The 13,312-nt window shown below is 68.1% G+C and carries 13 protein-coding genes; 10 read left to right on the top strand and 3 right to left on the bottom strand.

Annotated elements, in window-relative coordinates; translation table 11 throughout:
• Positions 1–8 precede the first annotated feature (8 nt).
• Complete coding sequence (locus WKF39_RS14855; RefSeq protein ID WP_340389786.1) at positions 9–821, top strand: GntR family transcriptional regulator; 813 nt, start codon at positions 9–11, stop codon at positions 819–821.
• Positions 822–834: 13 nt separating this feature from the next.
• Here the strand turns inward: WKF39_RS14855 and WKF39_RS14850 are convergent, their stop codons facing one another.
• Entirely contained in the window at positions 835–1,668 is an 834-nt protein-coding gene (locus WKF39_RS14850; RefSeq protein ID WP_340389784.1) for an alpha/beta fold hydrolase, read from the bottom strand.
• Between the two features lie 94 nt (positions 1,669–1,762).
• Here WKF39_RS14850 and WKF39_RS14845 point away from each other — a divergent pair, with 94 nt between their 5' ends.
• The 7 genes from WKF39_RS14845 to WKF39_RS14815 all read left to right on the top strand — a co-directional run bounded on the left by WKF39_RS14845 (position 1,763) and on the right by WKF39_RS14815 (position 10,356).
• The gene (locus WKF39_RS14845) at positions 1,763–2,668 is read left to right on the top strand and encodes a phosphotransferase (protein WP_340389782.1); all 906 of its coding nucleotides are present in this window, start codon (positions 1,763–1,765) and stop codon (positions 2,666–2,668) included.
• The gene (locus WKF39_RS14840) at positions 2,665–5,118 is read left to right on the top strand and encodes an FAD-dependent oxidoreductase (protein WP_340389780.1); all 2,454 of its coding nucleotides are present in this window, start codon (positions 2,665–2,667) and stop codon (positions 5,116–5,118) included. Before WKF39_RS14845 ends, WKF39_RS14840 begins: the two co-directional genes overlap by 4 nt.
• Before the next feature lie 69 nt (positions 5,119–5,187).
• Positions 5,188–5,913, top strand: a complete 726-nt coding sequence (locus WKF39_RS14835; protein WP_340389778.1) for an FCD domain-containing protein — start codon at positions 5,188–5,190, stop codon at positions 5,911–5,913.
• A 10-nt stretch (positions 5,914–5,923) separates the two neighbouring features.
• Entirely contained in the window at positions 5,924–7,300 is a 1,377-nt protein-coding gene (locus WKF39_RS14830; RefSeq protein ID WP_340389776.1) for a glutamine synthetase family protein, read from the top strand.
• A 126-nt stretch (positions 7,301–7,426) separates the two neighbouring features.
• Positions 7,427–8,788 carry an aldehyde dehydrogenase family protein gene (locus WKF39_RS14825; RefSeq protein WP_340389774.1) on the top strand — a complete coding sequence of 454 codons (1,362 nt, stop codon included), beginning with the start codon at positions 7,427–7,429 and terminating at the stop codon, positions 8,786–8,788.
• A gap of 99 nt (positions 8,789–8,887) precedes the next feature.
• Entirely contained in the window at positions 8,888–9,655 is a 768-nt protein-coding gene (locus WKF39_RS14820) for a 3-oxoacyl-ACP reductase (protein ID WP_340389772.1), read from the top strand.
• Between the two features lie 2 nt (positions 9,656–9,657).
• Positions 9,658–10,356 (top strand): gamma-glutamyl-gamma-aminobutyrate hydrolase family protein, encoded by a 699-nt coding sequence (locus WKF39_RS14815; RefSeq protein WP_340389770.1) that lies wholly within the window; start codon positions 9,658–9,660, stop codon positions 10,354–10,356.
• A 10-nt stretch (positions 10,357–10,366) separates the two neighbouring features.
• Here the strand turns inward: WKF39_RS14815 and WKF39_RS14810 are convergent, their stop codons facing one another.
• On the bottom strand, positions 10,367–11,227 hold the full coding sequence (locus WKF39_RS14810) for an SDR family oxidoreductase (protein WP_340389768.1): 861 nt from the start codon (positions 11,225–11,227) through the stop codon (positions 10,367–10,369).
• Positions 11,228–11,344: 117 nt separating this feature from the next.
• Here WKF39_RS14810 and WKF39_RS14805 point away from each other — a divergent pair, with 117 nt between their 5' ends.
• Positions 11,345–12,187 carry an exonuclease domain-containing protein gene (locus WKF39_RS14805; RefSeq protein ID WP_340389766.1) on the top strand — a complete coding sequence of 281 codons (843 nt, stop codon included), beginning with the start codon at positions 11,345–11,347 and terminating at the stop codon, positions 12,185–12,187.
• A gap of 49 nt (positions 12,188–12,236) precedes the next feature.
• A complete protein-coding gene (locus WKF39_RS14800; protein ID WP_340389764.1) occupies positions 12,237–12,455 on the top strand; it encodes a hypothetical protein in 219 nt (72 codons plus the stop codon).
• A gap of 7 nt (positions 12,456–12,462) precedes the next feature.
• On the opposite strand, the gene WKF39_RS14795 is transcribed toward WKF39_RS14800, so the two are convergent.
• A complete protein-coding gene (locus WKF39_RS14795; protein WP_340389762.1) occupies positions 12,463–13,308 on the bottom strand; it encodes an alpha/beta hydrolase in 846 nt (281 codons plus the stop codon).
• Between the last annotated feature and the right edge of the window lie 4 nt (positions 13,309–13,312).

The raw sequence follows: 13,312 nt of genomic DNA, 5'->3' as shown, positions 1-13,312 counted from the left end.
TCGGGCGGGTGAGGAATCTGGAGGTCGGCGGCGAGGCCTTGGGTGACATGCCCGACCTCCAGGCGCCGAGCACTGATCCCTCACACGCCCGCATCGCGTCGTGGCTCCTCGGGCGCTTCGGTGCGGGCAGGATCCGTGCTGATGACAGGCTGCCCCCCGAGGAGCAGCTTGCCGCGGCGCTCGGCGTCAGCCGCATGACGCTGCGGCAGGCACTCGGATCGCTGGAGTCGCGTGGGTTCATCGAACGCCGACGCGGCCGTTCGGGCGGCAACTTCGTCCGTGAGCCGCTGATCGAGGTCGACCTCAGCGGGCTTCCGGGATTCACCGAGCTGATGCGCCGGGCCAACGTACGAGCGGGCGCCCGCATCGTCAGGGCCGGACTGGTGGAGGCAACGTCGGAGATCGCCTCGGCCCTCGATCTCGGCCGGCAGCGGGACGTCATCGAGGTCGTCCGGGTCAGGTCGGCCCGTCGCCGCCCGCTTGCGCTGGAAGAGACCTATCTGCCTGCGCAGCTGTTCCCCGGCCTGCTCGACCGCAGCCTCACCGGCTCGTTGTACGGACTCATGCGCGAGCACTACGACCTCTCACCCCACCACGCCCAGGAGTGGCTCGAGCCGGAGATCGTCTCGGACGAGCATGCCGTGCTGCTCGAGATCGAGCCTGGGTCGGCGGTCATGCTCGTGACCCGCAAGGCGTCGACCTCATCGGGGGTGGCGATCGAGTTCGCGCGGGACCGCTATCGCCCCGACCGTACGCGGATCAGTCTCAACACCGGGGTCGACCCTGGCGCCGGCGCCGAGCTGCTCGTCGAGCCGGTCTGATCTCCCAGCCGCCTCACGCCTCGCGGCTGGCGGCTTGGTCCACGAGCCAGCGATGCAGGGCCATGGCGAGATGCACCGGCGCGTCGTACTGAATCAGATGGCCGGCCCCGTCGACTTGCTCGAGGTCCGCTCCTGGAATCCGCTGAGCCAGGTCGATGGCTCGCTCGATCGGTATCCAGGCGTCCTGACGGCCCCAGATGATCTTCACGGGGAGGTCGATCTCGGCGTAGCGATCCTGGATCTCGTCGGTGAATCTCTCATCAGCCTGGGCGATCTGCCGGTAGAAGGCGCTCTGCCCCTCCGTTGAGAGCCATGGCGCCGTCAGCGAGTCCATCTGCGCCGGCGACAGCCCATGATGACTGGCGCCGGCGATGTACTCCTCGAGTGCGGCCCGATGGATGCCCTGAGGCTGGGCGGCGAAGACGTGCTCGTTTTCGCCGACGAGCCGGAAGAAGTCGGAGCCCCACGGGCGCAGCGCCACGACGTCAACCAACGCCAAGCTGGCACACGGGACGCCGTGCAGGAGATGCGCGCGCAGCGAGACGGCGCCACCGAAGTCGTGAGCGACCACGTGGGGCGCCGGCAGATCCCAGTGCGACAGCAGATCGCTCAGGAGCTCTGCCTGGGTGCCCAGGTCGACTGCATCGGCCGGCCGTTTCGACGACTGTCCGTAGCCGGGCATGTCCCAGAGGTAGACGGCGAAATCTCGGCTGAGGGCCTCTGCGAACGGCACCCACACCTCGGACGACCACGGCGTTCCGTGGCACATGACGACTGCGGGCCCGCTTCCGACCCGATCCCAAGCGACCGAGCGGCCACGCCAATCGAAGGTCTGCGTCAATTTCACACATCGAGAGTCTCACGATCGCGAGCAGGGATGCCCACTGCTGGAGATGTCGATCTGTCTAGACCTTAGGATGCGCCGCGGATAGGGTGCGGGCATGGCGGACCTCGAGGCACTGCTGGACCAGGTCCCCGTCTTTGCGGGCTCTCCGCGAACGGTGCAGGAGCTGCCCGGGGGTCTCACCAACCAGAATCTCAAGGTCACAACTCCTGCCGGCGTCTTCGTCGTGCGGTTCAGCCGCAGCGACAACGACCTGCTCGGCATCGACCGTGAAGCCGAGGCCCACAACACCCGGGCGGCCGAGCGCTCCGGCGCCGGAGCGCCGTTCGTCGACTACCGTCCTGACCTCGGGCTTCTCGTGATCGGCTTCGTGGGCGGGCGCAGCTACGTCAATGCGGACCTGCACAAGCCTGGTGCGCTCGTACGCGTTGCCGAGGTGATCCGCACGCTCCATGCGGGTCCGCGTTTCCTCGGCGACTTCGACATGTTCACGCGCCAGCACGGCTACCTGCGGACCTGCCTCGACAGGGGTTTCCCGATCCCCGACGACTATTCGGCGCACGCCGACGACTTCCTCCGCATCCGCGCTGCGCTCGCGCATCGGCCGGTCCCGACCGTCCCGTGCAACAACGACCTTCTGGCCGGCAACATCGTCGACGACGGTGAGCGGATCTGGCTGATCGACTATGACTACGCGGGCAACAACGATCCCTGTTTCGAGCTCGGCAACACGTGGACCGAGTGCGATCTCGACGACGGCCAGCTCGCCGAGCTCGTGACGGCATACGTCGGACGGGAGTCGCCCGAGCTGATCGCGCGCACGCGGCTGCAGGCCACGGTGTCGCGCTATGGCTGGTCGCTCTGGGGATTCATCCAGGCCGCGACCAACAGTGCGGACTTCGACTTTCACGGCTGGGGTGCCGAGCGCCTCGACAAGGCTGCCGCAGACTTCCGGGGACCGCACTTCAACACCTGGCTCGCCACTGCGGCGGGTGTCGAATGAGCGTGCCGGGCAGGGCGCGGATCGTCATCATCGGCGGCGGGGTCGTCGGCACGAGCGTGGCCTATCACCTCACCAAGAGCGGTGAGACCGATGTCGTGCTGCTCGAGCAGGGCGAGCTGTCCTGCGGGACGACGTGGCACGCTGCCGGGCTCGTCGGTCAGCTCCGTGCGACGCAGAGCGGCACGACCCTGGTGCAATACAGCGCCGAGCTCTACGCCCAGCTCGAGGACGAGGTCGGCCTCAGCTCGGGATTCAAGCGGTGCGGGGGTGTCACGGTCGCCCGCACGCAGGACCGCATGGAGCAGCTGCGTCGTACGGTCGCGACCGCGGCTGCATACGACCTGGAGTGCGAGCTGCTCACGCCGGATCAGGCTGGCGAGCGCTATCCGTTGCTCGAGACCGCGGACCTGGTCGGCGGCATCTGGATCCCGGGTGACGGCACCGCCAACCCCACCGATCTCACCCAGGCGCTGGCCAGGGGAGCGCGGCGTCGGGGAGCCGAGATCATCGAGCACGTCCGGGTCACCGAAGTGCTGGTCGGCGAGGGAGCCGTCACCGGCGTGCGCACGGACAAGGGCGACATCGAGGCAGACATCGTGGTCAACTGCGCCGGGCAATGGGCCCACCACCTCGCGGCCCAAATTGGGGTCGTGGTGCCACTGCACTCCGCCGAGCACTTCTATGTCGTGACCGACCAGATCGAAGGCGTGCGCGCGGACCTGCCGATCCTGCGCGACCCGGACGGATACACGTACTTCAAGGAGGAGGTCGGCGGGCTCGTCGTCGGTGGCTTCGAGCCCGAGGCCAAGCCGTGGGTCGCGCCCGACCAGATCCCTCACCCGTTCGAGTTCCAGCTGCTTCCCGAGGACTGGGACCACTTCCAGGTGCTGATGGACAGCGCGCTTGCGCGGATCCCGGCGCTGCACGAGGCCGGCATCCGCAAGTTCTACAACGGGCCCGAGAGCTTCACGCCGGACAACCAGTTCATCCTCGGCGAGGCGCCGGCGGTCCGAGGCTTCTTCGTCGGAGCGGGCTTCAACTCCGTTGGCATCGCGTCGGCCGGTGGTGCCGGGCGCGCGCTCGCGGAGTGGATCCTGCAGGGCGAGCCGACCGTCGACCTGCTCGCCGTCGACATCCGCCGGTTTGCACCGTTCCAGAACGACCTCACCTACCTGCGGCAACGGGTCACTGAGGTGCTCGGCCTGCACTACGCCGTGCCGTGGCCCAACCGCGAGTACGACACAGCCCGTCCGCTGCGCACCTCAGCGGTCCACCAGCGGCTGGCCGAGGCCAACGCCGGGTTCGGCAGCAAGATGGGCTGGGAACGGGCCAACTTCTTCGCACCGGGCGGGCAGGACCCCGCGATCGACTATGCCTGGGGCAAGCAGAATTGGGTCCCCTGGTCCGCGGCGGAGCAACGGGCCTGCCGTGAAGCCGTCGCGATATTCGACCAGTCCTCGTTCTCCAAATATGTCGTGTGGGGCGGCGATGCCGAGGCTGCCCTGCAGTGGATCTGCAGCAACGACGTGGCGGTCGCGCCCGACGAGACCGTCTACACGGCGCTGCTCAACGGACGCGGGGGTTTTGAATCCGACCTGACCGTCACCCGGATCGCGTCCGACGAGTTCTTCCTGGTCGCGAGCTCGGCCACGACCGAGCGGGACCAGGACTGGATCCGGCGCAACATCCCTGCGGGCCTCGACGCGCAAGTCATCGACGTCACCGATCGGCTCGCGGTGCTCGGCGTCATGGGCCCGCGATCACGGGAGCTGCTGGCGCGGCTCACGGATGTGGCGCTGGGCGATGACAGCTTCGGTTTCGGATCGAGCCGGGAGATCGAGCTCGGGGGTGTCCTGGTTCGAGCCACCCGCATCACCTACGTCGGCGAGCTGGGTTGGGAGCTGTATGTCCGCACCGCCGATGCGCTCACTGTCTACGACGCGCTCAAGGCCGCCGGCACCGACCTCGGTCTGGTGGACGCCGGCTACTACGCGATCGAGGCAATGCGCCTGGAGAAGGGCTATCGCGCGTTCGGCCGTGAGCTCACCCCCGAGGTCGACCCGGTCGAGGCGGGGCTCAGCTTCACCTGCAAGCTCGGCACCGACGTCGACTTCCTCGGCCGGAAGGCGGTCGAGAAGGTCAAGGCCGCCGGCCCGTCCCGCCGGCTCGTGTCGTTCGCACTCGACGACCCGGACGTCATGGTGTGGGGCGGCGAGCTGCTCATACGTGACGGGGTCGCCGCCGGGCAGGTGACCTCAGGATCCTGGGGGGCGACGCTCGGGACCGGTGTCGGGTTGGCGTGGGTGCAGGCGCCCGTCGGCGGGAAGGTCGATGCGGCGTATGTCCGCGCGGGCGACTATCAGCTCGACGTCGGGGGCCGTCGTGTCCCCGCACGAGTCAGCCTCAAGCCGCTGTTCGACCCCGCCGGTGACAAGATCCGGCCACCCTGAGCGTGGACATCGGCGCCGTGCGGGCGATAAGGTTCGAAATCAGACCTTAAGCCGTCGTGAGGAGTGCAGGTGGCAGTCGTCGAGCGGCAGGACGACCTCGCCGCTGTCCTGCTTCGGCCGCGGCGGGCCCACCACGCGTTCGAGTCCTGCGTCGAGGTGCTGGCCACCTCGATCCGGCTCGGCATCCATCCCGATGGCAGCACGTTGCCACCCGAGCGGGAGCTCGCCGAGCGCCTGGGGGTGTCACGGTCGACCTTGCGTGATGCGATCGGCGCGCTGCGTGACGCGGGCCTGTTGACGACCCGTCGCGGGCGCGGCGGCGGCAGCGTGGTGGACTTCCGGCCCGAGGAGCCCGGCTCCTCGCCGATCCTCGACCGGCCGCGCGAAGAGCTGCTCGACGCGCTGGGATTCAGGCGGATCGTCGAGCCAGGTGCTGCACACGCGGCCGCCGGGAGGCCTCTGACCGATCAACAGGCGGCGATGCTGCGTGCCTCGCTCGACCAGGTCACTTCGGCGTCGAGCAAGGCGCTGCACCGCCAGGCGGACTCGTTGTTCCACCTCGCCATCGCGTCGCTGACCGACTCGCCGATGCTGATCGACGCGGTGACGAGTGTGCAGATCCGTCTGCACGACATGCTCGCGGCGATCCCGGTGCTCGACCGCAACATCGCTCACTCGCGCCAGCAGCACGCCGCGATCGCCGAGGCCATCCTCGCCGGCGATGCGACGAGGGCCAGACGCACCATGGAGAGCCACTGCGATGACACGGCGGCTCTGCTCCGAGGACTCATGTGAAGGGGAACCAATGACCACACGACACCCGAACCTGCTGAGCCTCGAGCAGCTGCGCGTCCAGATCGAGGAGGACAAGGTCGACACCGTGGTCGTGGCCTTCACCGACATGCAGGGCCGGTTGCAGGGCAAACGGCTGCACGGGCAGTACTTTCTCGACTACGTCGTCGAGCAGGGCACGGAGGGGTGCAACTACCTGCTCAGCGTCGACGTCGACATGAACACCGTCGACGGCTATGCGATGTCGTCATGGGACAAGGGCTACGGCGACATGGAGTTCGCCCTCGACTTCGACACGATTCGGCTGCTGACCCACCTGCCGGCCACCGTCATGATCCAGTGCGACCTCGTGTGGCTCGACCATGCCCCGGTCGTCCAGTCCCCGCGCACGATCCTCAAGGCGCAGCTCGCCAAGGCGGCCGAGGCAGGCTTCACGGCGGTCGCCGGCACGGAGCTCGAGTTCATCGTGTTCGACACGACGTACGAGGCGGCGTGGGACGCGGGCTATCAGGACCTGCCGGCCGCCAACCAGTACAACGTCGACTACTCGATCGTCGGGACGACGCGGGTCGAGCCGCTGCTGCGCGACATTCGCAACTCGATGTACGCCGCCGGGATGAACGTCGAGGGCGCCAAGGGCGAGTGCAACTTCGGCCAGCACGAGATCGGCTTCCTCTTTGACGAGGCTCTCGTGACGGCCGACAACCACGCTGTCTACAAGACCGCTGCCAAGGAGATCGCCGCTGCGCACGGGCAGGCGCTGACATTCATGGCCAAGTTCAACGAGCGCGAGGGCAACTCGTGCCACATCCACCTCTCGCTTCGCGGCACCGATGACGGCATCGTGTTCTGGGACGGCACTGGTCCTGATGGAGGGGAACGCACGCCGGCATACGACCGCTTCATCGCGGGAGTGCTCGCGACGATGCGGGACTTCACGCTGTTGTATGCGCCCAACGTCAACTCCTACAAGCGATTTGCCGGCGGCTCGTTCGCGCCGACTGCCGTGGCCTGGGGCCTGGACAACCGCACCTGCGCCGTTCGTCTCGTGGGCAAAGGGCCGTCGGCCCGGCTGGAGAATCGCGTGCCGGGCGGCGACACCAATCCCTACCTCGCGCTGGGGGCCATGGTGGCCGGCGGCCTCTACGGCATCGAGCACGAGCTGGAGCTGGAACCCGAGCAGACCGGCAACGCGTATGCGTCGGACAAGCCCAAGGTTCCGACGACGCTTCGCGAGGCGCGTGAGGCGTGGGCCGGCTCGGCGATCGCCCGCGAGGTCTTCGGCGACGAGGTCGTCGACCACTACACCAACATGGCCGACGTCGAGCTCCTGGCGTTCGACGCGGCCGTGACCGACTGGGAGCTGCGAAGAAGCTTCGAACGCATGTAGCGCGCCGGGCTGCGCCCGGCCAGCGACTTCGTCGCTGCCACGCTCCGCGTGGGCGCTTGCCTCGCTTCGCTCGGCCAGTGGCTGCATCGCGTGGTCCAGCAATCATTCAGTCAATGAGGAGATGAAATGAGTAGTACGTACACCGTCGTCAACCCGGCGACGGAGCAACAGGTCACGGACGTGCACCTGGCGACCCTCGACGAGACCGACGCGGCGATCGCGCGCGCCGCCGAGGTCTATCCGGCCTGGCGCGATGTCGCCCCGGGTGAGAAGGCCAGACTCCTGAGACGCTTCGCCACCCTCGTCGACGAGCACATCGAGGAGCTCGCCGAGCTGGAGGTGCGCAACTCAGGCCACACCTGGGGCAATGCGACCTGGGAGGCAGGCAACGTCCGCGACGTCCTCAACTACTACTCGGCTGCACCCGAGCGCCTGACGGGTCACCAGATCCCCGTCGCCGGTGGGATCAACGTGACATTCCACGAGCCGCTCGGCGTCGTCGGCATCATCGTGCCGTGGAACTTCCCGATGCCGATCGCCGGATGGGGCTTCGCTCCCGCGCTGGCGGCCGGCAACACCGTCGTGCTCAAGCCGGCCGAGCTGACCCCGTTGACCGCGATCCGGCTCGGCGAGCTTGGCCTCGAGGCGGGCCTGCCCGAGGGCGTCTTCACAGTCATCCCCGGCAAGGGCTCGGTGGTCGGTGAGCGGTTCGTGAGCCACCCGGCCGTTCGCAAGGTGTGCTTCACGGGGTCGACCGACGTCGGCAAGAAGATCATGGCGGGCTGCGCGGATCAGGTGAAGCGCGTGACCCTGGAGCTCGGGGGCAAGAGTGCCAACATCGTGTTCGCCGACTCCGACCTGGCCAAGGCCGCGGCCTCAGCTCCGGCGTCAGTGTTCGACAATGCCGGGCAGGACTGCTGTGCCCGGTCGCGGATCCTGGTGGAGCGGTCGGCGTACGACGAGTTCGTCTCGCTCCTGGAACCCGCCGTGGCGGGAGTCAAGGTGCTGGACCCGGCAGACCGCACGAGTGACATGGGCCCGCTGATCTCGGCGGCACAGCGGTCGACCGTCAAGGGATTCGTCGACGAGGCTGAGGTCGCCTTTGCCGGCACGACGCCCGAGGGTCCGGGGTTCTGGTTCGCTCCGACCGTCGTCCTTGCCGACGACCCGCAGCAGCGGATCTGGCGTGAGGAGATTTTCGGCCCGGTCGTCGCGGTCATGCCGTTCGACGACGAGGCGCACGCCGTGGAGCTGGCCAACGACACCGAGTTCGGTCTGTCCGGCTCGGTCTACACCCGCGACATAGGGCGGGCGTTGCGAGTCTCACGCGCGGTCGAGGCTGGTGCGCTGAGCGTCAACTCGCACTCCTCGGTCCGCTACTGGACGCCGTTCGGTGGATTCAAGCAGTCCGGCATCGGTCGCGAGCTCGGCCCGGACGCGCCGCACTCCTTCACCGATGTCAAGAACATCTTCATCTCCAACGACTAGCCTCGCGCCCGCGCTGGGAGTGACGCTCTTGAGGCGACACGCCGACACGGGCCTCAAGACCGTCACTCCCAGCGGGGAATGGACCAGAAAGCAGGAATCATGGCAGGACGCATCGCAGGCAGGACCGCAGTCGTCACGGGTGGTTGCTCGGGCATCGGGCTGGCGACCGTACGCCGCTTCGCGGAGGAGGGCGCCAACGTCGTGATCGGTGACCTCGACGACACGAAGGGCCCGGGCATCGCCGACGAGGTGGGCGGGACATATGTGCACGTCGATGTCACCGACAAGGAGCAGGTCGACGCACTGTTCAAAGCGGCCAATGACACCTACGGCTCGGTCGACATCGCCTTCAACAACGCCGGGATCTCGCCGCCAGAGGATGACTCGATCCTCGACACCGACCTCGAGGCCTGGAAGAGGGTCCAGGACGTCAACCTGACCAGCGTCTATCTCTGCTGCAAGGCCGCGCTGCCCTACATGCTGGACCAGAAGCGCGGATCCATCATCAACACGGCGTCGTTCGTCGCGGTCATGGGCGCGGCCACCTCGCAGATCTCCTACTCGGCGTCCAAGGGTGGCGTGCTGTCGATGTCGCGAGAGCTCGGCGTGCAGTTCGCCCGCCAGGGCGTACGCGTCAATGCCCTGTGCCCCGGCCCGGTCAACACCCCGCTGCTGCAGGAGCTGTTCGCGAGCGATCCCGACCGCGCTGCGCGCCGGCTCGTGCACGTCCCGATGGGCCGCTTCGCCGAGCCGGCGGAGATGGCCAATGCGGTGCTGTTCCTGGCATCGGACGAGTCGAGCTTCATGACCGCATCGACGTTCCTCGTTGACGGCGGCATCTCCGGGGCCTACGTCACGCCGGTATGAGCATGAGACCACTCATTGGAGTCACGACCTACCGGGAGCAGGTCCGGTGGGGGATCTGGCACGAGCAGGCCGATGTGCTCCACGCGGTCTATTCGCGGTCGATCGAGGCGGCTGGGGGGATCGCGGTGCTGCTCCCACCGGGTGACCCCAGCGGTGCGGAAGCCGTGGTCGCGCGTGTCGACGGCCTGATCATCGCCGGGGGCGCCGATGTCGAGCCCGCTCGGTATGCCGCGCAGCCCCACGACCTGACGGTGGGCTGGCGCGCGGACCGCGACGCGTGGGAGCTCGCATTGCTCGACGCGGCTGCGACGGCGGGGCTCCCGGCGCTCGGGATCTGCCGCGGCATGCAGGTCATGGCGGTGCATGCCGGCGGCACGCTCGACCAGCACACCCCAGACCTGGTCGGCGGTGACGACCACTCGCCCGGGGGTGACGAGTTCGGCGTGATCGACGTCGACGTCGTACCCGGTACGCTCCTCGGCCGCGCGGTCGGTGACAAGGGGCTCGTGCACTGCCACCACCATCAGTCGGTGCGGGAGCATCCTGGATTCATACCCGCGGCGCACGCGGCCGATGGCACCCTCGAGGCGATGGAGGACCCGTCGCGCCGATTCTGGCTCGGCGTCCAATGGCATCCCGAGACCAAGGAAGATGCCGGCCTGTTCCGTGCCCTGGTCGATGCCGCCGGCGGCCAGTCCTGATCGCCATGAGTCAGGCGCTGCTCGTGGCCTTCTGCAGGATTGCCGTGAACTGCCGGTTGAGCCTGCGCATGGCGAAGTTGTATCCCCACGGCGCGTAGCGCTGGGCGTACCACCCGATGCGGATGTCGGGGGAGGTGAAGACGAGGTACTTGCCCTTCTCGACTCCACGGATCATCGTCGCGGCGGCGCTGTCGGGGCTGACCGCGTGGCGCTGGAACTTGCCGATGCTGTTGGCGATGACAGGACTGTCGCGGTCCACCCCGACGATGTCGACGGTGCCGACCAGAGGTGTGTCGACCGCGCCGGGGCACACCAGCGTGACCCCGATGTCGTACTGCTCGAGGTCGAAGCGCAGGACCTCACTGACGCCACGCAGCCCGAACTTCGCGGCACTGTAAGGCGCGTGGATCGGCAGCCCGAACAACCCCGCGGCCGACGAGACGTTGACGATGTGCCCGCCGTTGCCCGCTTCGATCATGGTCGGCACGAATGCCGACATGACGTGGATAGGTCCCATCAGGTCGATCTCGACGCAATCGCGCCAGTGCTTGGAATCGAGGTCCTGGATGCGGCCCCAGGTCGATATGCCGGCGACGTTCATCACGATGTCGACGGCTCCCGCGGCGCTGAGTGCGCGGTGGGCGAATGCCGCGACGGCATCCTCGTTGGAGATGTCGAACGCTTCATGGAGCAGGACCGTGCCGCCCGATGCCGCGACCAGTGCCACGGTCTCGTCCAGTCCTGCCGAGTTGACGTCGGTCAGCAGCAGCCGCGCGCCCTTCGCCGCGGCCTGGATCGCGGCTGATCGTCCGATCCCGCTGCCAGCGCCTGTGATGACGACCGTCTTGGCGTCGAATGTGCTCTTTGTCATGTGGATCCCCTCGAACTCAAAGTGAGGCAATCGTATCGTTTTCGTGTCGTGAAGTCTTGTTGTCCCCGCGGCGGCCTACCGTGAGCAGCAGACGTCAGAAGTGAGGGTGACAGCACTGTGAGAGCAAACAAGTACGCCGGCACGTGTGCCGAGTGCGAGACCGCGGTGGGGGCCGCGGCCGGACAGCTGATAGGTCTGCCCGGCAGCTGGCGCACGATCTGTGTGACCTGCTCGCCCTCACCACCTCCGCGCGGGGATCATGACGGATGGCATCGCACGGCACTGGCGTCGATGGACTTCGAGACGACGGGCATCGACCCGCTGACCGACCGGGTCCTGAGCTATGCGCTGCTCGACGATCGGGGGCATGACTTCTCGGGTCTCGTGGATCCCGGGGTCCCGATCCCCGCCGCCTCGGCCGAGGTCCATGGCCTGACCGCCGAAGCGCTCGCCGGCGCCCCGGCGCCCGTCGACGCACTCGCCGAGGTCATCGCGTGGGTGCAGGACCTGATCGAGCGCGGGGTCGGGCTCGTGGTCTTCAACGCGGCATACGACCTCACGATGCTGCGTGCCGAGGCGACCCGCTGGGCCCTGGCCCAGCCTGACTGGGACCGCCTGCTGGTCGTCGACCCCTATGTCATCGACTGGGGCATCGAGCGCGGGGGCCTTGGACCACGCCGACTCACCGACGTCGCCGCCTATTACGGCGTGCCGCTCGACAACGCCCACGACGCGGCCGCCGATGCCCGGGCCGCTCGCGAGATCGCCTACGAGATCGGCCGGCGTCATCAGACGGTCGCGGCCGGGGACCTCGAGAACCTCATGAGGCACCAGGGCGTCTGGTACGCCGGTCGAGCCGAGGACTGGAATCACTACGCCCGCAGGGTCGGCCGTTCGCTCGATGATCCCGCAGGCTGGCCGCTCCTGCGGCTCGACGGGGCGATCTCGCAGATCGCGTGACGGCGTCGCGGCCGCGTGTGGAGGACCTGCAGGTGGGTACTCCACACCCATGAGTGAAGAGCAGACAGCAAGAACCGAAGCCATCCAGGCCGTCGTCGACCGGGTCTCGGCCTATCAGGACGGCGCGCCCGAGGGCACCGTCAACGCCGAGCTGACCAAGGGCTTCGACGAGGCCGGGGTCGAGGTCTCCGCGGACGAGCTCGATCGGCTCGCCCAGGCAATCGAGGCTCAGGACGGCGACGTCGACGCGGGCGCAGTCCTCGGCTGATCGAGGGTCACGGCCGCCCGACGGTGCGGTCCAGGACAGCCTCAGCGAGTGAGGTCGGAGCCTGCTCGGGGATCCAGTGGCTGATGCCGGCCAGCTCGACGAATCGGTAGTCGGCATCGACGTAGTCGCCGCAGCGTTCGGCGCCGGCGCGACCGATGGCCTGGTCCTCATCGCTCCACACGAATGTCGTCGGGACGGTCACGGGCGGCAACGAGTCGAGGTCGGACGTCATCGCGCGATACCAGCTGAGCGCCGCCGTCAGGGCACCTGGCTCGGAGAGCTGGGCGACATAGCTGTCGACCTGCGCAGGCGGGACGTGGTCCTGATACATCGCGCGCAACCGCCCGGCGTCCGCGTCGAGCAGCAGCTTCTCGGCCTTGCCGGCCTGACGCAGCAGCCCGATGTAGGAGCCACGAGCCTGTTGGTCGGGATCACTTTGGAGGGCCGCTCCGTATGCCGCGAGGTGGGGCACCGACACGGCGGTCAGCGTACGCAGACGATCCCGGTGTCGAACGGCCGTGACCCAGGCGACGGCCGCGCCCCAGTCATGACCGACGAGGTGAAATGTGTCGAGTCCGAGGGCATCTGCCAAAGCGGCGACATCGTCGGCCAGCACGTCGGTCGTGTATGACTCGACACCCGGCGGCCGCGCGCCGGGGGAGTAGCCGCGCTGGTCTGGTGCGATCACTCGCAGGCCGGCGTCGGCCAGCAGCGGTGCGACCGCCGACCACGACAGCGAGTTCTCCGGGAACCCGTGCAGCAGGACGATCGGATCCCCGTCATCGGCCCCGAGCGTGCGCACGTCGAAGGTCAGCTCGCCTACCCTCACAGCTGTCATCTCGTCGTAGGTCATGTCG

This window comes from Aeromicrobium sp. (assembly GCF_037719875.1).
In the GTDB taxonomy this organism is placed as follows: Bacteria; Actinomycetota; Actinomycetes; order Propionibacteriales; family Nocardioidaceae; genus Aeromicrobium.
Note: the sequence above shows the minus strand (reverse complement) of the source record. Positions and strands in the feature narration are given on the sequence as shown.

Excerpts from the sequence above, each read along its gene's own strand:
- WKF39_RS14845 (WP_340389782.1), top strand. The coding sequence starts at position 1,763 with ATGGCGGACCTCGAGGCACTGCTGGACCAGGTCCCCGTCTTTGCGGGC.
- WKF39_RS14840 (WP_340389780.1), top strand. The coding sequence starts at position 2,665 with ATGAGCGTGCCGGGCAGGGCGCGGATCGTCATCATCGGCGGCGGGGTC.
- WKF39_RS14830 (WP_340389776.1), top strand. The coding sequence starts at position 5,924 with ATGACCACACGACACCCGAACCTGCTGAGCCTCGAGCAGCTGCGCGTC.
- WKF39_RS14825 (WP_340389774.1), top strand. The coding sequence starts at position 7,427 with ATGAGTAGTACGTACACCGTCGTCAACCCGGCGACGGAGCAACAGGTC.
- WKF39_RS14820 (WP_340389772.1), top strand. The coding sequence starts at position 8,888 with ATGGCAGGACGCATCGCAGGCAGGACCGCAGTCGTCACGGGTGGTTGC.
- WKF39_RS14815 (WP_340389770.1), top strand. The coding sequence starts at position 9,658 with ATGAGACCACTCATTGGAGTCACGACCTACCGGGAGCAGGTCCGGTGG.
- WKF39_RS14810 (WP_340389768.1), bottom strand. The coding sequence starts at position 11,227 with ATGACAAAGAGCACATTCGACGCCAAGACGGTCGTCATCACAGGCGCT.
- WKF39_RS14800 (WP_340389764.1), top strand. The coding sequence starts at position 12,237 with ATGAGTGAAGAGCAGACAGCAAGAACCGAAGCCATCCAGGCCGTCGTC.
- WKF39_RS14795 (WP_340389762.1), bottom strand. The coding sequence starts at position 13,308 with ATGACCTACGACGAGATGACAGCTGTGAGGGTAGGCGAGCTGACCTTC.